Below are 22,374 nucleotides of genomic sequence, written 5' to 3'. Positions count from 1 at the left end.
CACGGTGCTTTCACCTCCCCAGTTGCGGTTGCTCGGTCAGTTCCGGCTGGAGTGCGACGCCCAGCCCGTCGAACTGTGCCGCAGCGGCCAGCGCCTGCTCGCGTTCGTCGCACTGCGGCGGCGCGTGTCCCGTACGGTGCTCGCCGGGACGCTGTGGCCCGAGGTCACCGAGGATCACGCCAGGGGCAGTCTGCGCACCGCCCTGTGGAAGCTTCCGCGCGGTGACCAGCCGCTGATCCGGTGCAGCGGGGACTCGCTGGCGGCCGCCACGGCCCTGCGCGTCGACGTGCACGCCTTCACCGAGACGGCGCTCGGTGTCCTTCAGGGCCGCGGCCCCGCGCTCACCGCCCAGCTTCCGCAGGGCCTGCTCGGTGGAGACGATCTGCTGCCGGGCTGGGACGAGGAGTGGGTGCTCCTCGAACGTGACCGCCTGCGGCAGTTGCGGCTGCACGCCCTGGACGCGCTGGCCGAGGCGCTCGTACGAGAGGGACGGCCGGCGCTCGCTCTGGAGGCGGCGTGGGAGAGCGTGCGCACGGAACCGCTGCGGGAGAGCGCGCACCGGGCCGCCGTGTCCGCGCATCTCGCGGAGGGCAACCTCATGGAGGCGGTCCGTCACTATCACTCGTTCCGGCGGCTGCTGCGGGAGGAACTGGGGGTCGAGCCGTCGGCTCAGTTCGCCCGCATGCTCTCCCGCCACGGGGTCACGGCCTCCTGGGCGGATGACGCCGGGGTGACGACGCGGTGACGGCGCATCGGTAGCGTCTCTCCGCGAGGGCGCGCGCATCCGGCTCACCATGCCCCCGGAACCGACAAGCCGAAAGGAAGCGAGCCGTCATGGTCGCTCTGTCCAACGTCCGCTTCGGCGCGACCAACGAGGACGTCCGTGCCGTACAGAAGGCCCTGATCAAACGAGGTCGCACCATCCCCCACGGCCCGACGGGCTTCTTCGGCGACGAGACGAAGGCCGCCTACCGGGCCGAACAACTCGCGCAGGGCTTCACCGGGGCCGACGCCGACGGCATACCGGGCTGCACCTCCCTCACCGCGCTCGGCCGGTTCGCCGGCTTCGCCGTCGACTGCACGTCCGCCGCCCCCGCCGGGGGAGGCGGAAGAATCACCCTCGGCCAGGTCACCTACAACGACCCGCACGACGACTCCGGCGAGGCCGCCATGCAGCGCTACGCGCAGAGGGCGTGCCAACTCACCGGCATGGACCCGAAATTCGGCGTGCCGGCTCTGGTCACCATCACCCTGCGTGAGTCCTCCTACAACAGCCCGGGGTCCAGGATCAACCTCACCGACATGAACGCGAGCGGTCCGAGAGTGTCCGACGGCCACCCGCAGAACTGCTCACGCGGGGCCACCCAGTGCGTTCCCACCACGTTCGCGAGCTACCATCAGGCGGGCACGGCGACCACGCCGTACGACGTGGTCGCGGACATGTGCGCCACGATCAACTACGTACGCGACCGCTATCACGTGAACACGTCCGGCTCCAACTTCGCGGCGCAGGTACAGCAGGCGGACCCGCACCGGGCTCCCCACTGGTATTAGCGGCCCCGGACCGGCATCCCCTCACACCGCGAACTCCCGGATCACCGTGTCCCGGAACACGGCCGTCCCGCCCGCCGTGAACAGGGCGAGCCGGTCGTCCACGAGGTAGGGGAACACCTCACTGGTGTGGACGTACCGGCCGTCGTCCACGAACATCTCGACAGATGTGCGGTCCACCAGGATGCGCAGCTTCACCCGGCCGGCGCTCGGGTCGAAGGGGCTGTGGCTCTCCTGGCGGGTGCCGCTGGTGTCGGGGTTGACGGTGCCGCGCCGGTTGAGGAAGGCGTAGTCGTTCCAGACGCCGGCGTCGATGTGCCGACCGCCGTCGGGTGAGCGGCGCAACTGGACGCCCGCGCCAGTGAGTTGGGACCAGGTGATCTCGGTCGTCAGCTCGTAGGAGACACCGGTGTAGTCGAGCGGGCGGGTGCCGTCGACAGTCAGGTCGCCGAGGTTCACCGTGCGGGAGACATACGTGTCGAGTGCGGCGACCGGCTGGGAGGCGAGGTGATAGCCCCCGGAATTCGACTTCTTGAGCGTGATCTCACGGACCACGGAGTCCGTGCCGTTGAAGCCGTCCGCGTCGATGGTGGGTGTCGTCTGCGCGTAGGCCCAGTCGTTGAGCCAGCCGAGCGCGTACCGCGCGGCCGGGTCGACCGAGCCGTCCGCCCGACGTTTCTCGAAGGTGACCGCCGCGTACCAGTCCCAGCCGTGGTCGAGCCACTGCGGGTCGGCCGAGTCGGGGGTGAAGGAACCGCCGTCGAAGGAACCCGTCCAGTAGGCATAGGTGTTGGGCTGCCCGGACCCGGTGCCGTCCGCGCTCGCACCCAGTACCCACTTCGCCGTGCCGTCGTCGGCGACGACACGGAACAGGTCGGGACACTCCAGGACCCCGATGCCGTCCTTGACGTAACCACCCGCGCGTGTCCAGGACTTGAGGTCTGCCGAGTGGTAGAAGCCGATCGTGTTCCGCTCGGCGAGAGCCATCGTCCAGCGGCCCCGGTCCTCGTCCCAACTCACCTTGGGGTCACGGAAGTCCACCCCCGCACCCGGGCTGGGCAGTACGGGATCGGTGCCGTAGTTCGTGAACGTGAGGCCGCCGTCGGTGGAGTAGTACAGGAACTGCTCCTGGTGGTCGGTGCCGCCACCCGGTGACATCGTGACGACGGCGACGACCGCGCCCGCGCCGAAGCCGGCCGTGTTCGCGCTGTCGACCACCGCCGAGCCCGACCAGACGTCGCCGTTGACGGTGGTGTCCTTGGGCACCGCGATCCCCCGGTCGGTGAAGGAGACCAGGTCGGTGCTGGTGGCCAGGCGCCAGGCGGTGCCCACCTCGCCGCCGGAGAGGTAGTCGGCGTTGTAGAGGTAGTAGTAGTGGTACTCGCCGTCGATCCAGACCGGGCGCTGGGGGTCGTTCTTCCACTGGTCGGGGACCGTGAAGTGATAGCCGGCCCGGTAACTCACGCAGCCGCGGGCCGACTTGGGGCGCGGCCCGGCCTCGGCGGGTGCGGTGGTCAGCAGTGCCGCACCGGCTCCCGCGGCGGTCGTGGTGAACAGGGCTCTTCTCGTCAGGCCATGGCCGCGCATCGCGCATCGGTCCTCTCGTGACGGTTCTTGACGATCCATGGGACCAGGACTGTGGGACCTAACTCGTTAAAGGTCAAGCGTTCCCGCACCTTGACAGGGCCGTAACGCGCTTCACATCATCTGGGACATCACACCTTGGCTAACACGAGTTAGGCACCTGATGACCGACTCGCTTCTCTCCCGCCGCGCCCTGCTGCGGTACGGCGCCTACGGCGCGGGGGCCGCGGCGCTCGCCGGTACCGCCGCGAGCTGGGACCGCCTCACCGGCGCCGACATCCCGGGCCGCGACGACGGTTCGCTGGTGGTCGCGACCCTGGGCTCCGCGTTCTCGCCGGACGGGATCCGCACGCTGCTCGCCGGCTTCCGCAGGCTGCACCCCGACATCAAGGTCCGGATCAACGCGGTGCAGGCCGTGGACTGGCCGGACTTCTTCGCCAAGATCCTCACGCAGATCGCGGCGGGCACCGCGCCCGACCTGGTCTATGTGGCCACGGAGGGCGTGCAGTTGTTCGCCCGGCATCTGGGCGTGGCACTGGACCGCTGGGTGAAGCGGGACGCGGCGGAGCTGACGGAGTACTTCGCCGACGTCCATCCCTCGCTGGTGGAGTCGATGATGTACGAGGGCAGCCTGTATCAGCTGCCGATCGAGTTCAACGCGGCCGACATGTACCTCAACACCCGGGTGCTGGAGCGCGCGGGCGCGGATCTCCCGGCGGACGACTGGACCCGGGACGACTTCACCGCGCTGCTGCGGCGGATGAAGAAGGCCAACGACTCCCATTTCACGCCATACTTCTGGACGAACCGGCTGTGGGGCGGGGTGGTGCCCTGGCTGTTCGCGAACGGCACCGATCTGCTGACCGAGTCCAGGGCGTCCGGCGGCAGTTGGCTGTGGGACGCCTTCTATCCGGCGGGACAGCGGCAGGGGCGCGGGGGCGGCTTCCGCTGGACGACCCCGCAGGCGACGAGCGGCCGGGTCGAGGAGGCGTACGACTATCTCGCCGACCTGATCGAGGAGGGGCTGTGCACCCGGCCCGAGGGCGGCAACGGCCAGAACCTGATCGGGGTGTTCTCCACCGGCCGGGTCGGCGTCACGCCCGCCGGCGGTTTCTGGGCGGGTGGTCTGCATCTGGCGGGCATGCGTGCGGACGCCTTCGACGTTCGGTACTTCCCGCGCTGGCGCACCCAGCGGCACCAGTTCGGCGCGGCGGGCTACGCGCTGCTGCGCACCTCGAAGAAGCAGGACGCGGCCTGGGAGTTCATCAAGTACTCGGCCCGGCTGGACACCCTGACCGCGCTCTTCTCGACCAACCAGACGACACCCGCCCGCCGCTCGATGCTGACGGCGGCCCGCTACCGGGAGACCGGCCCGGCGCACTGGCGGGTCTTCTACGACACCCTCGACAAGTTCCCCGACACCGGCCCGATTCCGGCCCCGCCGCAGGTCGCCGAGGTGACCCAGGTGCTGCTCAAGCACACCGGGACGGCGCTGGCGAGCCCGCACTCGGTGCGGCCGGCGCTGCGGCGGATGCAGGGCGATCTGGAGCAGGCCATGGAGCGTGACGCATGATGGACACGACAGGTACGACGGACACGGCCGGCACGACGGGCACCCGGATTCCCGCCGTACGGCCCCGGGCCGCGGGCCCGCGTGCGGCGGCCGTGCGGCCCTCGGCACGTGAGCGGGGGACGCGGCTGCTGGCGGCGCTGTTCCTGGCCCCGACGGTGGTGGGGATCGTGGTGTTCACGGTCGTACCGATCACCGGTTCGGTCGTGCTGAGCCTCTTCCACTGGAACGTGATCGATCCACCCGGTTGGGCAGGGGCCTCCAATTACCGTGCCGTGTTCACCGATTCGACCGTCCTGGTCTCCTTCCGCAACACGCTCGTCTTCATGGTCTTCGCGGTCGCCGCGCAGCTGCTGATCGCTCTGTCGCTCGCGCTGACGCTGAACGGCCGGATGCCGGGCTGGCTGCGATCGGTCTTCCGCTCGGCGTTCTTCTTCCCGCTCGTGTTGTCCGCCGCGTCCATCTCGGTCGTGATGAAGTACCTGTTCAACCAGGACTTCGGAGTGATCAACTGGCTGATCGGGCTGTTCGGGATCGCTCCCGTGCCCTGGCTGACCTCCGAGCACGGCGCGATGGCCACGGTGATCATCGTGTACGTGTGGCAGCAGTTCGGCTTCTCGTTCCTGCTGTTCGTGGGCGGGCTGAACAACATCCCGAAGGAGATCCACGAGGCCGCCGCGCTCGACGGCGCGACCGGGCTGCGCAAGCACCTCGCCATCACCCTGCCGCTGCTCTCCCCCACCCTGCTGGTGGCCTCGGTGGTCGGCATCATCAACGCGCTGCAGGTCTTCGAGCAGCCGTACGTGCTCACCGACGGCGGGCCCGGCGACTCCACCCGCACGGTGGTGATGGTGATATACGAGAAGGCCTTCGAGCAGCTGCGGTTCGGGGAGGCGTCCGCGGTGGGCGTGCTGCTGTTCGTGCTGATCATGGCGGTGACCGCCGTCCAGTTCCGGCTCAGCCGGCGTTTCGTCCACTACCAGTGAGCCGGGTGAGTCCCATGAGCCAAGCAACCCTGAACATCGGCCGCGCCCGGTACGCGCTCGGGCCGTGGGCGCGGATCGCCGGGCTGACCGTGTGCGCCCTGCTCACGCTCGGCCCGGTCGTGTGGACCGTTTCCACCTCGCTGCGCACCCCGGCGGACTCGTTCAACCTGCCGCCGCAGATCGTCCCCACTCATCCGAGCACGGCCGCCTATCGCGGTGTCTTCGACCAGATCGACGTATGGCTGCTCGCGCTCAACTCGACCCTGGTGACCGCATTGATCGCGGCCGGCCAGATGATCACCGCGGGGCTCGCCGGTTACGCGTTCGCCCGGCTCGACTTCCGCTTCAAGAAGCCGCTGTTCGGGCTGGTCCTGGCGACCATGATGGTCCCCTTGCAGGTCACGATCGTCCCGGTGTTCCTGGTGCTCAAGTCGATGGGTCTGACCGACACCCTGCTCGGGCTGATCATTCCGGCGTTCCCGACCGCGTTCGGCACCTTTCTGATGCGCCAGTACTTCCTCGGGATGCCGAAGGACCTGGGCGAGGCGGCGATGCTGGACGGCGCCGGGCCCTGGCGGATCTTCCGGTCCGTGTACGCGCCGCTGGCCCGGCCGGGTCTGGCGATCGTCGGGGTCCTCGCCTTCAACTACCACTGGAACGAGTTCTTCCGCCCGCTGATCCTGGAGACCTCCGGCCAGAACTACACACTCCCCCTGGGGCTGGTCTCCCTTCAGGGCAACCTCGGCACCGGCTCGATCTCGGTCGTGCTCGCGGGTGTGGTCCTGTCGATGATCCCCGCCGTCGCCGTGTTCGCCGTCGGCCAGCGCCCTCTTCGCGAGGGCATCACCTCCGCAGGAGTCAACCGTTGAGCCTCGCCGCTCCCGCTCCGGACCCGGCCGCCCCCCGCTTCCGGGTCCGCCCGCCCGTCCACTGGATCAACGACCCCAACGGCCCGTTCCGCTGGCGGGGCCGCCACCACCTCTTCTACCAGCACAACCCGGCCGCCCCGGTGCACGCGAACGTCCACTGGGGCCACGCCTCCAGCCCCGACCTGGTCCACTGGGAGCACCATCCGATCGCCCTCGCCCCGGCCCCGGGCGGCCCCGACGAGGCGGGCTGCTGGTCGGGGTGTGTGGTGGACGACGCCGGCGTGCCCACGGCCGTGTACACCGGGGTGGACCACACCCACACCGGCGTCGGCACCATCTGCCTGGCCCGTGCGGCCGACCCGGGCGACGACCGGCTCCTCGACTGGCGGCCGCTGCCCGACCCCGTGGTCACGGCGCCGCCCGCCGGCCTGGACGTGGTGATGTTCCGCGACCCGTTCGTCTTCCACCACGGCGGCAGGCGCTGGGCGCTGGTCGGCGCGGGCCACGCCGACGGCACCGCGTCGGTGCTGCTGTACGACTGCCAGGAGCTGACCGACTGGCGGTTCGCGGGCGTCCTGCTGGACGGCACCGACCCGGTCGCCGCCGACGCCTTCGGCGACAAGGCCGTCGGCTGGGAGTGCCCACAACTGTACGAGACGAGCGACGGCGAACACGTCCTCGTGGTGTCCCTGTGGGACGGCGAGCCCTGCTCCACCGCGTATCTGACGGGTCATCTGGAGCCGGGCGGTGAAAACGGGTTGCGCTTCACGACCCGGGCGGGCGGCCGGCTCGACCACGGCCGGGACTTCTACGCCCCCGCCGTCCGCCAGGATCCCGACCGCGCCCTGCTGTGGGGCTGGTCATGGGAAGCCCGGGACAACTCCGCGGTCCTGGCGGCCGGTTGGGCGGGCACCCTGACCGCACCCCGGGTGGTCGACGTCCATCCGGACGGCTCGCTGCGGGTGTTCCCGGCGCCGGAACTGGAACTCCTGCGCGCACCCATGCCGTTCGCGACCGCGCCGGGCCGGGCGCCGCTCCCGGTGTCGTACGACCTGACCGTGACCGCGCGCGGCACCACCACCCTCACCCTGCTGCGGGCGGCGGACCGAGCACTCACCGTCCGGCTGGACCCGGCGGCTGGCACCGTCGTCCTGGACCGCAGCGGCTGGCCGCGCGTCGGCCCCCGGGGGACAGCGGGATCGGCACCGATCACGGTGAGCGTGCCGCCCGGTCCGTCCCTCACCGTCCGGGTGCTGGTGGACGGCTCGCTCCTCGAACTGTTCGCCGGGGAGCGGGCGATGGTGACCGAGCGGGTGTATCGCCGCCCGGACGACGTGGCCGAGCTGGTGGTCGACGGGGACGCCGAGGTCAGTGCGTGGGAGCAGGTCCCACCGAGGCACGGCTGACCACGGGGCAGGCGAGCCGCCGTACGGTGGCGGGCGGGGTGCGGCCGGTGTCGATCGCGTCGAGCAGCAGCCGGGCCGCCGCCTCGCCCATCGCCCGGTGCGGCAGTCCGACCGTGGTGAGGGCCGGGGTGAGGAACGCGGCCATGTGCTCCTGGTCGTCGTAGCCGACCACCGACAGCGCGCCGGGTACGGCGATGCCGAGCCGGGTCGCGGCATGCAGCACGCCTGCCGCGACCCGGTCGTTGTAGCAGAAGATCCCGGTGGGGCGGCGGTTCGGGTCAGTGCCGTCGAGCAGCCGCATCGCGCCCTCGTGGCCGCCGCTGATCTCGCCGCCGGTGCGCACGACCCACTCCTTGGGCACGGCGACGCCCTCGGCGCGCAGCGCGTCCCGGAAGCCGCGCAGCCGTTCCACCGAGGCGATGTCGTCCTGCCCGCCGACGAGGGCCACCCTGCGGTGCCCGGCCTCCAGCAGCAGCCGTGCGGCCGTGCGCCCGCCGGCCCGCTCGGCCGGGATGACGGCGGGCAGCGAGTCGTCGTCGGGGACGCAGTTGGCGAGCACGGAGTGGGTGCGGTGCAGGCCCTCGGGGACCCGGACCCGGCGCAGGGACATGGCCGCGTAGATGATGCCGTCGACCCGTCGGTCGAGGAGTTCGGCGACGGCCGCGTCCTCCTTGGCCGGATCGCCGCCGGAGTCCACGGTGAGCACGAGGTGGTCGCTCGCCCACGCGGTCTCCATGGCGCCGCGCAGCAGTCGGCCGGCGAACGGGGAGGAGGCGATCTCGTCGGTGACCAGTCCGATCACGGCCGTACGGCGGCGGCGCAGGCCGCGGGCGACCGGGTCGGGCCGGTAGCCGAGCTGGGCGGCGGCCTGCCGGATGCGTTCCTGGGTGGCGGGCGAGAGGTTGCCCTCGGCGCGGCCGTTGAAGACGAAGGAGACGGCGGTGTGCGAGACCCCGGCGAGCCGGGCGACATCCCGCGAGGTGGGCCGCCCGCCCCCCGCGCTACCGCGCTCCGCGCCTGCGCCCATACCGTCCGCTGCCCTCTCCCCACCCCGTGCGCTTGATCACGCTCACCCTATCCGTGCGGCCGACGCCGTGGCCTACTGGTCCTCCACGCGCTCCGGGGCGGCGCCGTGCGCGGGCGCGCTGAGGCTGCCGAGGATGTCCAGGAGTTCGGCGCTGCGGCTGCCGGGTTCGGCGTGGAAGACGACCAGGGTGAGTCCGTCGGTGCCGTCCACGGAGAGCTTGGTGGAGTGCAGGTCGAGGTCGCCGACCTGGGGGTGGGTGAGGTGGCTGGTCCGGCCGCGGCGGGGCCGTACCTCGTGCCGGGCCCACAGGATGCGGAAGCGTTCGCTGCGCAGGGACAGCTCGCCGACCAGGTCGCGCAGCCGGGGGTCGTCCGTGTCCGCGCCCGCCTCGGAGCGTAGGGCGGCCACGCCCTCCGCGGTGAGGTCCTCCCAGTCCCGGCGAAGCGCGCGCTCGGCGGGGTCGAGGAAGACGGCCCGCAGGAGGTTGACGCCGGGGCGGTAGTTCGGGGTGAGCGCGGTGGCGAGAGCGTTGGCGGCCAGGCAGTCGGAGTAGCGGTTCTGCACATAGGCGGGGTTGCGCGGCCAGTCGTCGATGAGCTGGAGCAGGCTCGGTGGGACCTGCCGCGAGCGGCTCCCGTGCCGTACCCCGGCGGCGAGCCGGTCCTGGGCGAGGGAGACGAGGTGGGCCGTGGCGTCGGTGTCCAGCCGCAGCACGCGCGCGATGGCCTCGATGACCTGCACGGACGGATTGCGGTCGCGGCCCTGCTCCAGCCGCAGGTAGTAGTCGGAGCTGATGCCGGCCAGCATGGCGACCTCCTCCCGGCGCAGCCCCGGCACCCGGCGCAGTCCGCCGCCGGGCAGCCCCACGTCCTCGGGCCGCACCAGGGCCCGGCGGGCGCGCAGGAACTCACCGAGCGCGTTCGATCCGTCCATGGCACCCACCGTACGGCCGGACGGGCGACGGTGGCTGTCCCTGCCACTCCCAGGATCGCGGGGGTACTGCCACCCGGGTCGGCGCGGGCGCAGGGTGGAGCGCGAGGCCCCGGGAGGGACCCGTGGCCCGGACAACCTGAGAGGTACGACATGACTGGCAAGCTCGGCGGCACCGTCACCCCGGCCGACGGCCTGACCCTGACCCGCGTCGGCTACGGCGCCATGCAGCTGGCCGGGCCGCACGTCTTCGGGCCGCCGAAGGACCGGGACCGGGCCGTGGCGGTGCTCCGCGCGGTGGTGGAGGCGGGCATCACGCACATCGACACCGCCGACTTCTACGGACCGGTCGTCGTGAACGAGATCATCCGCGAGGCCCTGCATCCCTACCCCGAGGGCCTGCACCTCGTCACCAAGGTCGGCGCCCGCCGGGGAGCCGACGGCAGCTGGATCATGTCCCGGCACCCCGAGGACCTGAAGGCGCAGGTCTACGACAATCTGCGGAACCTCGGCGTGGAGGCCCTGGACGTCGTCAATCTGCGGCTCGGCGACGTGGACACCCCGAACGAGGACTCCGTCACCGAGCAGTTCGGCGCCCTGGCCGAGCTGCGGGAGCGGGGGCTGATCCGGCATCTGGGGCTGAGCGCCGTGTCCGCCGCACAGCTGGACGAGGCCCGCGCGATCGCGCCGGTGGTGAGCGTGCAGAACCTGTACAACCTGGCCAACCGGCAGGACGACGCGCTGCTGGAGCGTACGGCGGCGCAGAACATCGCCTTCGTGCCGTACTTCCCGCTCGGCGGCTTCACGCCGCTGCAGTCCGAGACGCTGGCGAAGGTCGCCGCGCGGCTCGAGGCCTCGCCGCAGCAGGTGGCGCTGGCCTGGCTGCTGCGCCGCTCCTCGAACATCGCCCTGATTCCCGGCACGTCCTCCCCGGAGCATCTGCGGGACAACATCGCCGCCGCGTCGCTGGAGCTGCCGCGGGACGCGGTGGCCGAACTGGACGGCATCGGCGGCTGAGCCGCGCGCAAGGGGGCCGCCTATGCCCGGCCCGTGTGGAGGGTGACCGCGTGGCGGAGGGCGTCCCGACAGGCGAGGACGGCGGGGTGCCGACTGCCGCCGCCGCGTACGACGGTGAAGACCCGGCGTGCGCGCTGCCCGCGCGGGAGCCGCCGCAGCGCGACGGTCGGGGACCGTCCGCTCCACACCAGGTCGGGGCGAAGGGCGGCGGCGTGGCGCTGTTCCACGAGGCGGAGGTGGAGCAGCAGGTCGGTGGTCTCGAACCGGACGTCGGGCTCGAAGCCGGCGTTGCGGCACAGGGTCATGGCCCAGTGCCTCGCGGCGGTGCCTTCGGGTTCCATCACCCAGGGGTGGCCGGCCAGCGAGCGCAGGGCCGCCGTCGGGCTGTCGGTGTCCGTGCCGTCGGCGGGGCTCGGCAGGGCGAGGTGGAGGGGGTCCTCCAGGAGGTCCTCCTGTTCGAGTCCGGCGGGCCGGGGGTTGGGGTTGCCGGGGTACTCCTCGGCGAGGACCAGGTCGAAGTCGCGGGCCTGGAGGGCCGGGAGGGCCCTTTCCGGTTCCAGCTGGGTGACGTGGACGCGCAGATGGGGATGCTGTTCGCGGAGCGTACGCGGCGAGTACGACGGGATCAGCCACAACCCCCGTGAGTACTCCACCCCGCAGGCGTGCGCCCACGGTGATCTCCGTCGACTCCGTCAACCCCGACCTCGTGCCCGGCGGGGCGGGTGAGAGCGTCGTCGCCGACCTCTGCGGCCGGTGGCTGACCGCTCGCGGTTTCGAGGTGCACCGCCTGGAGCGGCGCCCCAGGCGCCCCTCGCTCGTCGCGATCGCCCGTGGCACAGGCGGCGGGCGGTCCCTCATGCTCAACGGCCACCTCGACACCGTGGGCCTCGCCGGCTACGACGGCGACCCGCTCGCCCCGCGGGTCCACGACGGCAGGATGTACGGCCGCGGCGCCTTCGACATGAAGGGCGGCACCGCGGCCATGATGGTCGCCGCCGCCCGCGCCACCGCCCACGGGTTCCTTCGCGGCGATGTGATCCTGGCCTGCGTCGCCGACGAGGAGCACGGCAGTACGGGCACCGAGGAGGTGCTGAAGTCCTTCACGGCCGACGCGGCGATCGTCACCGAGCCGAGTCAGCTCCAAGTCACCCTCGCCCACAAGGGCTTCGCCTGGTTCGAGGTGGAGATCGAGGGGCGGGCGGCCCATGGCTCGCGGCCCGAGCTGGGCGTCGACGCCATCGCCAAGGCCGGGCACTTCCTGGTCCCCCTGGAGGATCTGGGCCGGCGCCTCGCCCGGGGTCCGGCACACCCGCTCCTGGGCACCGGGACCGTGCACGCCTCCGTCATCCGGGGCGGCGAGGAGCCCTCCACCTACCCGGCGCGCTGCCGTATCACCCTGGAGCGCCGCACCGTCCCCGGCGAGAGCGCCGACGGCGTCGAACGCGAACTGACCGCACTCCTGGACCAACTCGCCTCCACGGTCCCCGACTTCCGCTACCGGCTGACCCGTGGCCTGGACCGCGAACCGTTCCAGGCCGACCCCGGGGCCCCGATCGTGTGCACCCTCACCCGCCACGCCGAGCGGGCCCTCGGGCACCCCCCCGTCGTACGTGCCGAACCGTTCTGGACCGACTGCGCCCTGCTCGACCGGGCCGGCATCCCCTGTCTGCTCTTCGGAGTCGACGGCGCGGGCGCGCACGCGGCCGACGAGTACGCCGACCTCGGCTCGCTGGACCGTCTCACCGACATCCTCACCGGCACCATCGCCGAGTTCTGTTCCTGAACGATTCGGCGAAGGTTGGCGTGCGGATCACCGGATTCCGGCCACCACGGGCGTCAACTCGCCTAATCTTCACGGCGACACCCGCTGTGTTCACGGCGACATCCGCTCGCATCCCGGGAGGCTCCCGTATGCGCACCGCACTCCGCGCCGCCGTCACCGGCGCCCTGACCGCCGCCACCGTCCTCCTCTGCGGCACCGCCCAGGCCACCCCGCCCGGACCCGGGGTGACGGCCCGGATCATCGCTCAGACCACCGTCGACGGCACCGACTACACCCTGCGCGAGATCACGATCCCGCCCGGGCAGAGCACCGGCTGGCACTACCACGACGGTCCGCTGTACGGCGTGGTGAAGCAGGGCACGCTGAGCCACTTCAACGCGTCCTGCGCCTCGGACGGTGTGTACCGCACGGGGGCGACGATCCAGGAGCCGGCCGGCACCGACCACGTCCACATCGGGCGGAATCTGGGCGACACACCGCTCGTGCTCGACGTGCTGTACGTGCTGCCGCACGGCTCACCGTTCTCGGAGGACGCGCCGAATCCGGGCTGCCCGTTCCAGTGATCCGGTGACAGGGATCCAGTGCCGGTGATCCGGTGATCAGGCTTCCGGCAGCGCCTGTTCGGCCCAGATGGTCTTGCCCCGGCCGGTCTGGCGGCTTCCCCAGCGCTGGGTGAGCTGGGCGACCAGGAGCAGTCCGCGGCCGCCCTCGTCATAGGCTTTGGCCCGGCGCAGATGCGGAGAGGTGGAACTGGCGTCGGAGACCTCGCAGATGAGGGCGCGGTCGCGGATCAGCCGGAGCTGGATGGGCGGTTCGCCGTAGCGGATGGCGTTGGTCACGAGTTCGCTGACGACGAGTTCGGTGACGAAGGCGGCCTCCTCCAGGCCCCAGGTGGCCAGTTGCTCCCCGGCCGCCTGCCGGAAGGCGGCGACCTCGGCGGGGTCGGGCGGGACGTCCCAGGTGGCGACCCGGTCGGCGCCAAGGGCGCGCGTGCGGGCGAGCAGCAGCGCGACGTCGTCGCCGGGCTGGTCGGGCATGACGGCCTTCAGGACGCTGTCGCACAGGGCGTCGAGGGAGCCGCTGGGCGCGGCCAGAGCCCGGCACAGGGTGCCGGTGGCACCGTCGAAGTCCCGGACGCGGTCCTCCAGCAGACCGTCGGTGTAGAGCGCGACCACGGACCCCTCGGGCAGCTCCAGTTCCGTCGCCTCGAACGGCAGCCCGCCGACCCCGAGCGGCGGTCCGGCGGTCATGGGGACGATCTCGGCGGTGCCGCCGGGCAGGACGACGGCGGGGGCCGGGTGGCCGGCGGCGGCAAGGGTGAGCCGACGGGAGACGGGATCGTACACGGCGTACAGGCAGGTCGCGCCGAGCTCGGCGACCTCCTCGCCGATGTCTCCGGCGGACAGGTGGACCACCAGGTCGTCGAGGTGGGTGAGGAGTTCGTCCGGCGGCAGGTCGACGTCGGCGAGGGTGCGTACGGCCGTGCGCAGCCGGCCCATGGTCGCCGAGGACTGGATGCCGTGGCCCACCACGTCGCCCACGACCAGGGCGACCCGGCCGCCGGAGAGCGGGATGACGTCGAACCAGTCGCCGCCGATGCCGGCCAGGGAGCCGCACGGCAGATACCGGTGGGCCACATCCAGCGCGGCCTGCCCGGGCAGGCCCCGCGGCAGCAGGCTGTGCTGGAGGGCGAGGGCGGTGCTGCGTTCGCGGGCGAAGCGGCGGGCGTTGTCGATGCAGACGGCGGCGCGGCTGCCGAGTTCCTCGGCGAAGACCGCGTCGTCGGCGCCGTAGTCGTCGGGGTGGGCCATGCGGACGCAGACCGCGACGCCGAGCGTGGTGCCGCGGGCCCTGAGCGGCACCGCGATCAGGGAGTGGACGCCGTGGCGGAAGGGGCGGCCCTGCGGGGAGCGCGCGTTGAGTTCGGCGAGCCACTCGGTGAACTCGGGCTCGCCGGCCTGGCTCAGCATCGCGTGGCCCTCGCGCAGGGCGCGGGCGGGCGGCGAGGAGGGCGGGTAGCGGTCGGTCTCGCCGATGCGGACGGCCGCGCCGGGGTTGCCCTTGCGGGTGGAGCCGTGGGCGACTCGGTGCAGGACGACATCGCCGTCGGCGATCATCGGCGGTTCGTCCGCACCGAGCACCCAGTCGAGCAGGTCGACGCTGGCGAAGTCGGCGTAGCGCGGCACGAGCAGCGCGATCAGTTCCTCGGCGGTGCGGACCACGTCGAGGGTGGTGCCGAGGGCGGCCGCGGCCTCGTTGAGCAGGGTGAGGCGCTGCCGGGCCCAGTACTGGTCACTGCTGTCGAAGGCGGCGAGCGCGACGCCGGTCTGCGCGCCGGAGGCGTCGCGCAGCGGCCACATCTCGGTGGTCCAGGCGTGCTCCCGGTTCATGGCGGAGGCGCCGGTGAAGCTCTCGTAGCGCTGGGGCCGGCCGGACTCGGCGGCCTGGCGCAGATGGGCGAGAAAGCCCCGGCTGTGCTCGGCGTCCTCGACGGTCTCCAGGAAGTGCCGGCCGAGCAGCACCTCCTCGGGTACGCCCATCACAGCGCAGGCGGCGTCGTTGACCCGCAGATAGTGCTGCTCGAGGTCGAAGACCGACATGGACATGGACGCCTGCTGGAAGGCCTGGGCGGCCAGGGCAGTGGCGGTCTCCGCGTGCGGGTCGGCGGTGACGACGAACCCCGTGGCCTGGCCGTCCGGACCGAGGACCGGGGACGCGGTCAGGGCCAGCTCCACGCGGTGGCCGTCGCGGTGCCGCAGGGCGACGGTACCGGCCCGCGCGGCAAGGATCTCGCCGGGGATGTCCCCGGCGAGCAGTTCGGTCGCGGGCCGGCCGACGACGTCCCGAGCCAGATGGCCCGTGAGCAGCCGCGCGCCCTCGCTCCAGCCGGTCACCGTACCCAGGGCATCGATGACCGCCACGGCGACGCCATGCTTCATATGCCCCAGGATGATCCGACTGTCCCAGGTCATCAAGCGCGGAGCGGAAGCCGGTTCGCGTCGGCGGGCGGACGGGCACCGGTCGGCCTCCGCGAGCGGAGGGACGCCGGACGACCTCGGGTGGGCGGACAGCGGCGAACAGCCTCGGCAGGCGGACGCGCACTGGACGGCCCCGGTCAGCGGACGGGCACCGAAGAGCTTCGGGTGGGCGGACGGGCAGCGGACGGCCCCGGTCGGCCCCGGCTGGCCGGCGCGCGCCGGACGCCCTCGGGCAGGCGGACAGCGGCAACCGCCCCCGGTGGAGGTGTCGCCGCTCGTGTCGTCCGGTGCGGAGCTGTCGGAGGCGGAGACCAGGGCGGCGGCCACGACACCGGCGCCGGACGGCGCGAGCGGACCGGCGGCGGCGAGGTGGCCGGCCCTGCGGAGCGGAACGGTGCGGCTCAGCCCCGGTGGGTGCGCAGGGCGGCGAGGGCGCGGTCGGCGTGGGTGTTCATGCGCAGCTCGCTGCGGACGACCTCCAGTACCGTGAGGTCCTGGGCGATGACGTAGGTGACGCGCTTGGTCGGGGCGAGGGAGAAGCCGCGTTTGACGCCGAACCGCTCCCGCACCGTGCCGTCGGCGTCGGAGAGCAGCGGCATGCCGAGGCCGTGCGCGCCGGCGAATTCCTGCTGCTTGTCGACGGTGTCGCCGCTGATGCCGACGGGCCGGGCGCCGGCGGCCGCGAACTCGGCGGCGAGGTCGCGGAAGTGGCAGGCCTCGGCGGTGCAGCCGGGGGTCATGGCGGCGGGATAGAAGAAGAGGACCACCGGGCCGTCGGCCAGCAGTTCGGTGAGCCGGCGGGTGGTGCCGGTCTCGTCGGGCAGGGCGAAGTCCTCGACCTTGCTCCCGACCTCGATACGTTCCGCCACGACCAGTCCCTCCTCGTTCCCGGCGACTCCCCGCGCCCACCGCGCCGGCGGCACCGTCTTCGCCTCCGATGACCTGCCGCCGGATATTACTGGACGGTAGACGCCGCGTGGGCCCTTCTCACCCTTCCCACGCCGACAGCCGCCGTCAGCCCGTCGTCAGCGGGGCCTCGTCCGCCTCCCGGCCGGCGTCCTCCTCGATGGTGTACGCGAGGAAGTCGTCGACCATGCGATGGAAGAGGGCGGCCAGCTGCCGCAGCTCCTCCGGCCGCCATTCGGCGAGGGCGAGCTGCATCCCCTGGGCACCGGCCTGCCGGATCCGCCCCACGGCCTCCCGCCCGGCGTCGGTGAGCTGGATCCGCTGGGCGCGCCGGTCGTCCGGATCCGGGACGCGGCTGACGTAGCCCGCCCTCTGCAGCTGCTGCACGGTCCGCGTCACATGGGAGGCCTCCACGCCCAGCCGCTGCGCCAGCTCCCCCGGCCGCAGCGGCTCGGAGTCGGCGATCTGCCGCAGCAGCGCCACCGCGGCCCGGTCCAGCGGCACGCCCGCCAGCGCCATCAGCCGGTCGTGCTGCCGGGCCCGGGTGCTGAGGTAGGTGACGCGCGTCAGGGCACGCTCGATCTCGACGACCTCCGGGGAGGCCTCGGGCAGGTCGGACAGCGATTCCGTGGGCATACCCGGCAGCTTACCAGCTCGTTGCGTAAGTCAAGTAACTTCCGCACCCCATCACCCCCGGGCCGCGTGTCGTACAGGCCGCTCACCAGCGGCTCCGTGCTGCAATCGGCAGGACCACGACCCTTTCGCACCCCGGAGGAACCCATGGCCTTCGCCGTCGTCGCCCAGTACCAGTGCTCGCCCGCCGACGCGGACACCGTGCGCGACGCGCTCCGCAAGATGCGCGAACTGGTCCCGTCGTCCGAACCCGCGAACCTCGCCTACGAGGCGCACGAGGTGGTCGACCAGCCCGGGGCCTTCGTGCTGTACGAGCGGTACACCGACCGCGCCGGCTTCGAGGCGCACAAGGAGACGGACCACTTCGCGGAACTGATCCGGGGCACGGTGTTCCCGTTGCTGAAGGAGCGGACGATCACCTTCACCGAGACCGTCTGACCGGAATCCGCCGCCGCTCCCCTCGGGACGCGTCATCCGGACCGGCACGGAGGCGGGCGGGACGGCGGTGCGCCTCCCCCCTCTCCCCCGGTCGGCCGGACCGCGGCGCCGGCGCCCGTTCCGGGGGACGTCCCGGGCGTCCCGGGGGACGACGGAACGGCATCCTGACGGTCCGTCACGGAAACGCTGGCCGTCGTGATCACTGCTCGTGGTCACGAGAACGACAGCCGGAGGTTGCCATGATCCGACGGACCCTCAAGAGCGGTCTGCTGGCCACGGTCGCGATGCTCGCGTTCCTGCCCACGGCGGCCGGGGCCGCCAGCGCGAGCGCCGCTCCGTATCCGGTGCCCGGCGCCATCGCCCAGCACCACATCGGCCACATCAACCCCTTCCAGTACCGCGTCCATCACCTCGGGCACGCCGCGCACCGGGCGCCGTACCGTGTCGTCCGGTACACCACCGGCCGCGTCACCACCCGACACGCCCGGCTCAACGTCCGCTCCGGACCGGGCACCGGCTACCGGGTGATCGGGCACCGGCACACGGGTTGGTATCTGCACCTGACCTGCAAGGCGCGCGGCTCGTCGGTCGCCGGTAACCGCGCCTGGTACCGGCTCGCGCACCACGGGGGCTACGTCTCGGCCCACTACGTCCGCACCAACCGCGCCCTGCCCTGGTGCTGACGGTCTCTCACCGACGCACCGCCCAGCCACCGAAGGCCCGTTCGACGACCCCCGGACGGGCTTTCGGTACGCCCATGCCTCACCTTCCTCCTACCTCACCGTGTGTTGCGTTCGCCGCACTCCTGGGAAGCCATCCCGACAACAGGGGCTAAATAGCCCATAGCGGAAAGGGAGTCGAGGACGCACGATGCGGCACCCCCAAGCATCGACAGCATCGACCACGCCGGACGAGCCACTGGTGGCGGAACTGCGCGAACTGAAGGACCGTACGGGGCTCAGCCTGGCGGCGCTGGCCGCGCGAACCCCGTACAGCAAGTCCGCGTGGCACCGCTATCTGTCCGGCGGCACACCGCCGCCCCGGCCCGCCGTGGAGGCGCTCTGCCGGCTCGCCGGCGCCGACCCCGACGCCGTACTGGCCTTGTGGGACGCGGCCGACCCGGGCCCGTCGGACGCGAGTCCGGCCGCGGACTGCGGCCGGGGCCGGAAGCCGGGCCGGTTCCGGCCGCGACTCCCCTCCCGGCTTCCGCTGTCCGCGCTCGCCGTGTTCGGCGTGGCGACGGTGGTGGCCGCCGCCGTCACCCTGACCGCGCGCTCCGGTACGGCGCCCGCCGCGCAGGACCTGTCGGTGGCGCCTCGCTGCCACGGCCGCTCGTGCCAGGGGGAGCTGCCGGACGCGTCGAGGTGTGCCCGGGACGCGCGGACCGCGAGCACGGTCACCGACCCCGCCTACACCGTCCGGCTGCGCTGGTCACCGGCCTGCGGCACCGCCTGGTCCCAGGTGCGGCTGCGCTCGGCGCGGGCCCGCGAGGTGGCGGTGCGCAAGGGCCAGGACGTGCTGTCGGCCGGCTATCCGGCAAACGACTCCGCCGGCGACAGCAGCCCGATGCTGTCGGTCTCCTCGCCCCGTGGCGTGGAGGCGTGTGCCGAGGTGGACGGCGAACTGGCGTGCACGGGCCGGGACGTGGAGCCGGACGAGGAGGGGTAGGAGGCCGCCGAAGGAGGCCAGCCAGTACAGCACACCGGGACGAAGAGCAGCGGCAGCACGCAGACCCGGAAGGCGACGCCAAGCAAGATTGTCGACAAATTTGTCCACGCCGTGGCCGTCATGTCCGTGGGCCGCTCAGACCGTGCGGTACAGCTCGGTGAGCAGTTCGACGACCGCCCGGCGGGCCGGGTGCGGGTCGTCGCGCCACCAGGCGAGCCGTACGGCGACGGGTTCGGCGTCGCGCACCGGCCGGTAGACGATGCCGGGCCGCGGGTACTGGTGCGCGGTCGACTCGGCGGTGACCCCGATCCCGCGCCCCGCGGCGATCTCGGTGAGCCAGTCGTCGACGTCGTGGATCTCCTCGACGGCCGGGCGGGCGTCCGGCGGCCACAGGTCGAGGGTGGCCGTACCGGTGCGGGGGTCCACGAGCAGGGTGCGGTCGGCCAGTTCGGCGAGCCGCACCGAACGGCGCCGGGCGAGCCGGTCATCGGCGGCGAGCGCGCACAGCCGACGTTCCAGGCCGACGATCGCCGTGTCGAACCGCCGGTCCTCCAGCGGCCTGCGGACGACCGCGAGATCGCAGACGCCCTCGGCGAGCCCGGCGGAGGGCGCGTTGACGCGCACGAGGTGCAGGTGGATGTCCCCGTGCTCCGCGCTCCAGCGCCGCTGGAAGGCGACCGTGTGCCGGCCCACCGCCGACCAGGCGTAGCCGACGCGCAGCCGGGTGTGCCCCGAGGCCGCCTCCCGGACCAGGCCGGAGACGTCCGCGAGCACCCGGCGGGCCCGCTCCACCACCCGCAGCCCCGTCGCGGTCGGGGTCACCTCACGGGAGGTGCGGCGCAACAGCCGTACACCCAGGGCCTGTTCCAGGGAGGCGAGGGTGCGGGAGACGGCGGCCTGGGAGACGCCGAGGGCGATCGCCGCGTCCGTGAACGTGCCCTCGTCCACGATCGCCACGAGACAGCGCAGCTGGCGCAGATCGATGTCGTGCATACGTTCAGCGTATAGATCGGGCGGTGCATGCATTTTGCGCAAGAGTGCGGGCGGCGCACGATCCGGGTCATGCGACGCGCTCCCCAACGCCCGGCCGTGGCCGCCGCGCCCACGGCCCTGCCCCCGTCCCCCGTCAAGGCCCGGCGGCTGGCCGGCGTGGCCACCATGTTCGGCAGCGGGCTCTCCAACCAGACCGGCGCCGCCGTCGGAGCGCTGGCCTTCCCCGTCCTCGGCCCGCTCGGTGTGGTCGCGGTACGTCAGTACGTCGCCGCGCTCGTCCTGCTCGCCGTCGGCCGGCCACGGCTGCGCGGCTTCACCTGGCGGCAGTGGTGGCCGGTGCTGCTGCTGGCGTTGGTGTTCGGCACGATGAACCTCAGCCTGTACAGCGCCGTCGACCGGATCGGCCTCGGCCTCGCCGTGACCCTGGAGTTCCTCGGGCCGCTCACCATCGCGCTGGCCGCCTCGCGGCGCCGGCTGGACGCCGGGTGCGCGGTGCTGGCCGCGGCCGGGGTGGTCGTCCTGATGCGCCCGCGCCCCTCCGCCGACTACGCCGGGATGGCGCTCGGCCTGGTCGCCGCGTGCTGCTGGGCGTCGTACATCCTGCTCAACCGCGTGGTCGGCCGGCGCATACCCGGCGCGCAGGGCGCCGCGGCGGCCGCGACGGTCTCCGCGCTGGTCTTCCTGCCGGCTGGCATCGCCGTCGCCCTGCGCCATCCGCCGACGGCCGGTGCCGTCCTGTGTGCGGTGACGGCCGGCGTCCTGTCCTCCGCCGTGCCGTACCTGGCCGACCTGCTGACCCTGCGCCGTGTCCCCGCGCAGACCTTCGGCCTGTTCATGAGCGTCAACCCGGTCCTGGCGGCGCTGGTGGGGTGGGTCGTCCTCGGCCAGGGCCTGGGCGCGACGGAGTGGGCGGGGATGGGGGCGGTGGTGGCGGCGAACGCCATGAGCATGGCGACAGCAGGGAAGTGAAGCGCGACCCGCACCCCTACGGCGACCGGTGCGACATCAGCCGACGGCCTCCCGCCAAGCCGCCCCCGCCGCGATCGTCTGGCGCCACGCCCGGATGGCTTTGGGCGGCATCCCGACCGCGAGTGCGCCGGTCACCCGGTCGCCCCGGCGGTAAGCGACGAGCACTCCGCCTTCCGCCACACTGCCCTCCACCACCACGACCTCGTCATGCCCGCGCAGCACCCCGTACGCCTGGATCTTCAGCTCGTACTGGTCCGACCAGAAGTACGGCACCGGTGCAAACGGCTTGCGCGCCTCGGGGTTGAGCAGGTTGCGGGCCGCGGCCATGCCCTGCTCGGCGGCGTGGGTACACCCTTCCAAATCCAGGCATGCCTCAACTCCCCTGCAATCAGGGAAAGTTGAGGTGGTGTCTCGTTACGACGGCCCGCCGAGCCAGTAGCCGAAGCCCCGGCGTGTGTGGATCAGCGCGGGACCCTCCCGGTCCACCTTGCGCCTCAGCCGCGAGACGAGCTGCTCGATCGCGTTGTCACCGCGGAACTCGCCCCACACATGCCGGCTGATCTGCTCCTTGGAGAGCACCATGCGGGCATTGACGAGGAGGTGGCGCAGCAGCCGGTACTCGGCCGGGGTCAGATCCAGCACCCGGCTCCCCCGGCGCGCCCGGCAGGTCACGTCGTCGAGGGCCAGGTCGGCGTGGTGCAGGGCGCCGCTCCGGGGCCGGGTTGCCCGGGGCGTGCCGGTGCCGCGCAGCAGCACCTGGATCCGGGCGAGGACCTCGGCGATCCGGACCGGCTTGGTGACGTAGTCCCGCTCGGCCCCGCCGAGTTCGGGCACGAGCCGGGGCAGTTCGTCACAGCCGGCGAGCAGCAGCACCGCGGGGCGGTAGGCAACGGCACCCGCGGCACTCAGCTCGGCCAGGCCGGGCAGGTCCACATCGGCGACGACCAGTTGGCAGGGCCGCTCGGTGAGCCGTCGGGCGACGTCGGCGCCGGTGTCGGCGGCTGCGACCCGGTATCCCGGCGATCGGCTCGCCCTCGGGCACCCAATCATTTGCTTGACTCAAGTA

23 protein-coding genes are annotated in these 22,374 nt (G+C 72.5%); 13 read left to right on the top strand and 10 right to left on the bottom strand.

All coding sequences use genetic code 11. The features are described from left to right. Positions 1–4: 4 nt before the first annotated feature. Positions 5–745: a BTAD domain-containing putative transcriptional regulator gene (locus ACH47Z_RS04575; protein ID WP_399070455.1), complete on the top strand. Its 741-nt coding sequence runs from the start codon at positions 5–7 to the stop codon at positions 743–745. Positions 746–834: 89 nt separating this feature from the next. Then, positions 835–1,554 (top strand): peptidoglycan-binding protein, encoded by a 720-nt coding sequence (locus tag ACH47Z_RS04570; protein ID WP_399070453.1) that lies wholly within the window; start codon positions 835–837, stop codon positions 1,552–1,554. 21 nt (positions 1,555–1,575) lie between these two features. Here the strand turns inward: ACH47Z_RS04570 and ACH47Z_RS04565 are convergent, their stop codons facing one another. Continuing rightward, positions 1,576–3,138 carry a glycoside hydrolase family 32 protein gene (locus ACH47Z_RS04565; RefSeq protein ID WP_399070451.1) on the bottom strand — a complete coding sequence of 521 codons (1,563 nt, stop codon included), beginning with the start codon at positions 3,136–3,138 and terminating at the stop codon, positions 1,576–1,578. Positions 3,139–3,298: 160 nt separating this feature from the next. Here ACH47Z_RS04565 and ACH47Z_RS04560 point away from each other — a divergent pair, with 160 nt between their 5' ends. From ACH47Z_RS04560 to ACH47Z_RS04545, 4 genes are read left to right on the top strand one after another with little or no spacing between them, the layout of a single operon-like run. Next, positions 3,299–4,708, top strand: coding sequence for an extracellular solute-binding protein (locus ACH47Z_RS04560; protein ID WP_399070449.1), 1,410 nt, complete (start codon positions 3,299–3,301; stop codon positions 4,706–4,708). Then, a complete protein-coding gene (locus tag ACH47Z_RS04555; protein ID WP_399071353.1) occupies positions 4,708–5,691 on the top strand; it encodes a carbohydrate ABC transporter permease in 984 nt (327 codons plus the stop codon). The genes ACH47Z_RS04560 and ACH47Z_RS04555 overlap by 1 nt, the downstream gene beginning before the upstream one ends. 14 nt (positions 5,692–5,705) lie before the next feature. Beyond that, a complete protein-coding gene (locus ACH47Z_RS04550) occupies positions 5,706–6,560 on the top strand; it encodes a carbohydrate ABC transporter permease (protein ID WP_399070447.1) in 855 nt (284 codons plus the stop codon). Then, positions 6,557–7,966 (top strand): glycoside hydrolase family 32 protein, encoded by a 1,410-nt coding sequence (locus ACH47Z_RS04545; RefSeq protein ID WP_399070445.1) that lies wholly within the window; start codon positions 6,557–6,559, stop codon positions 7,964–7,966. The genes ACH47Z_RS04550 and ACH47Z_RS04545 overlap by 4 nt, the downstream gene beginning before the upstream one ends. Here the strand turns inward: ACH47Z_RS04545 and ACH47Z_RS04540 are convergent. Beyond that, positions 7,929–8,993, bottom strand: a complete 1,065-nt coding sequence (locus tag ACH47Z_RS04540) for a LacI family DNA-binding transcriptional regulator (RefSeq protein ID WP_399070443.1) — start codon at positions 8,991–8,993, stop codon at positions 7,929–7,931. The genes ACH47Z_RS04545 and ACH47Z_RS04540 overlap by 38 nt on opposite strands. 72 nt (positions 8,994–9,065) lie before the next feature. Beyond that, positions 9,066–9,926, bottom strand: a complete 861-nt coding sequence (locus ACH47Z_RS04535; protein ID WP_399070441.1) for a helix-turn-helix domain-containing protein — start codon at positions 9,924–9,926, stop codon at positions 9,066–9,068. Between the two features lie 150 nt (positions 9,927–10,076). On the opposite strand from ACH47Z_RS04535, the gene ACH47Z_RS04530 reads away from it, so the two are divergent. Beyond that, on the top strand, positions 10,077–10,940 hold the full coding sequence (locus tag ACH47Z_RS04530) for an oxidoreductase (protein WP_399070439.1): 864 nt from the start codon (positions 10,077–10,079) through the stop codon (positions 10,938–10,940). Between the two features lie 20 nt (positions 10,941–10,960). Here the strand turns inward: ACH47Z_RS04530 and ACH47Z_RS04525 are convergent, their stop codons facing one another. Continuing rightward, positions 10,961–11,593 carry a LysR substrate-binding domain-containing protein gene (locus tag ACH47Z_RS04525; protein WP_399070437.1) on the bottom strand — a complete coding sequence of 211 codons (633 nt, stop codon included), beginning with the start codon at positions 11,591–11,593 and terminating at the stop codon, positions 10,961–10,963. Here ACH47Z_RS04525 and ACH47Z_RS04520 point away from each other — a divergent pair. Both ACH47Z_RS04520 and ACH47Z_RS04515 read left to right on the top strand, forming a co-directional pair. Further along, positions 11,581–12,723 (top strand): ArgE/DapE family deacylase, encoded by a 1,143-nt coding sequence (locus ACH47Z_RS04520; RefSeq protein WP_399070435.1) that lies wholly within the window; start codon positions 11,581–11,583, stop codon positions 12,721–12,723. The genes ACH47Z_RS04525 and ACH47Z_RS04520 overlap by 13 nt on opposite strands. Before the next feature lie 128 nt (positions 12,724–12,851). Beyond that, on the top strand, positions 12,852–13,286 hold the full coding sequence (locus ACH47Z_RS04515) for a cupin domain-containing protein (protein WP_399070433.1): 435 nt from the start codon (positions 12,852–12,854) through the stop codon (positions 13,284–13,286). 36 nt (positions 13,287–13,322) lie between these two features. Here the strand turns inward: ACH47Z_RS04515 and ACH47Z_RS04510 are convergent, their stop codons facing one another. The 3 genes from ACH47Z_RS04510 to ACH47Z_RS04500 all read right to left on the bottom strand — a co-directional run bounded on the left by ACH47Z_RS04510 (position 13,323) and on the right by ACH47Z_RS04500 (position 17,243). Then, positions 13,323–15,662, bottom strand: coding sequence for a SpoIIE family protein phosphatase (locus tag ACH47Z_RS04510; RefSeq protein WP_399070431.1), 2,340 nt, complete (start codon positions 15,660–15,662; stop codon positions 13,323–13,325). Positions 15,663–16,102: 440 nt separating this feature from the next. Continuing rightward, complete coding sequence (locus ACH47Z_RS04505; RefSeq protein ID WP_399070429.1) at positions 16,103–16,570, bottom strand: peroxiredoxin; 468 nt, start codon at positions 16,568–16,570, stop codon at positions 16,103–16,105. A gap of 145 nt (positions 16,571–16,715) precedes the next feature. Next, positions 16,716–17,243, bottom strand: coding sequence for a MarR family winged helix-turn-helix transcriptional regulator (locus ACH47Z_RS04500; protein WP_399070427.1), 528 nt, complete (start codon positions 17,241–17,243; stop codon positions 16,716–16,718). A gap of 144 nt (positions 17,244–17,387) precedes the next feature. Here ACH47Z_RS04500 and ACH47Z_RS04495 point away from each other — a divergent pair, with 144 nt between their 5' ends. From ACH47Z_RS04495 to ACH47Z_RS04485, 3 genes are all read left to right on the top strand, one after another. Next, entirely contained in the window at positions 17,388–17,678 is a 291-nt protein-coding gene (locus ACH47Z_RS04495) for a putative quinol monooxygenase (RefSeq protein WP_399070425.1), read from the top strand. Positions 17,679–17,917: 239 nt separating this feature from the next. After that, positions 17,918–18,361 (top strand): SH3 domain-containing protein, encoded by a 444-nt coding sequence (locus ACH47Z_RS04490; protein WP_399070424.1) that lies wholly within the window; start codon positions 17,918–17,920, stop codon positions 18,359–18,361. Positions 18,362–18,548: 187 nt separating this feature from the next. Continuing rightward, positions 18,549–19,346 carry an XRE family transcriptional regulator gene (locus ACH47Z_RS04485; RefSeq protein ID WP_399070422.1) on the top strand — a complete coding sequence of 266 codons (798 nt, stop codon included), beginning with the start codon at positions 18,549–18,551 and terminating at the stop codon, positions 19,344–19,346. A gap of 135 nt (positions 19,347–19,481) precedes the next feature. Here ACH47Z_RS04485 and ACH47Z_RS04480 read toward each other — a convergent pair whose 3' ends face one another. Next, on the bottom strand, positions 19,482–20,339 hold the full coding sequence (locus ACH47Z_RS04480) for a LysR family transcriptional regulator (protein ID WP_399070420.1): 858 nt from the start codon (positions 20,337–20,339) through the stop codon (positions 19,482–19,484). A gap of 156 nt (positions 20,340–20,495) precedes the next feature. On the opposite strand from ACH47Z_RS04480, the gene ACH47Z_RS04475 reads away from it, so the two are divergent. Then, positions 20,496–21,308 carry an EamA family transporter gene (locus ACH47Z_RS04475; RefSeq protein WP_399071351.1) on the top strand — a complete coding sequence of 271 codons (813 nt, stop codon included), beginning with the start codon at positions 20,496–20,498 and terminating at the stop codon, positions 21,306–21,308. Positions 21,309–21,344: 36 nt separating this feature from the next. On the opposite strand, the gene ACH47Z_RS04470 is transcribed toward ACH47Z_RS04475, so the two are convergent. Further along, positions 21,345–21,668 (bottom strand): oxidoreductase C-terminal domain-containing protein, encoded by a 324-nt coding sequence (locus tag ACH47Z_RS04470; protein ID WP_399070418.1) that lies wholly within the window; start codon positions 21,666–21,668, stop codon positions 21,345–21,347. Positions 21,669–21,722: 54 nt separating this feature from the next. Next, the gene (locus ACH47Z_RS04465; RefSeq protein ID WP_399070416.1) at positions 21,723–22,358 is read right to left on the bottom strand and encodes a response regulator transcription factor; all 636 of its coding nucleotides are present in this window, start codon (positions 22,356–22,358) and stop codon (positions 21,723–21,725) included. Positions 22,359–22,374: the final 16 nt, after the last annotated feature.

Origin of the sequence: Streptomyces sp. NPDC020192 (assembly GCF_044388685.1) — a bacterium.
GTDB lineage: Bacteria > Actinomycetota > Actinomycetes > Streptomycetales > Streptomycetaceae > Streptomyces.
This window is presented reverse-complemented; position numbering and strand designations above follow the sequence as displayed.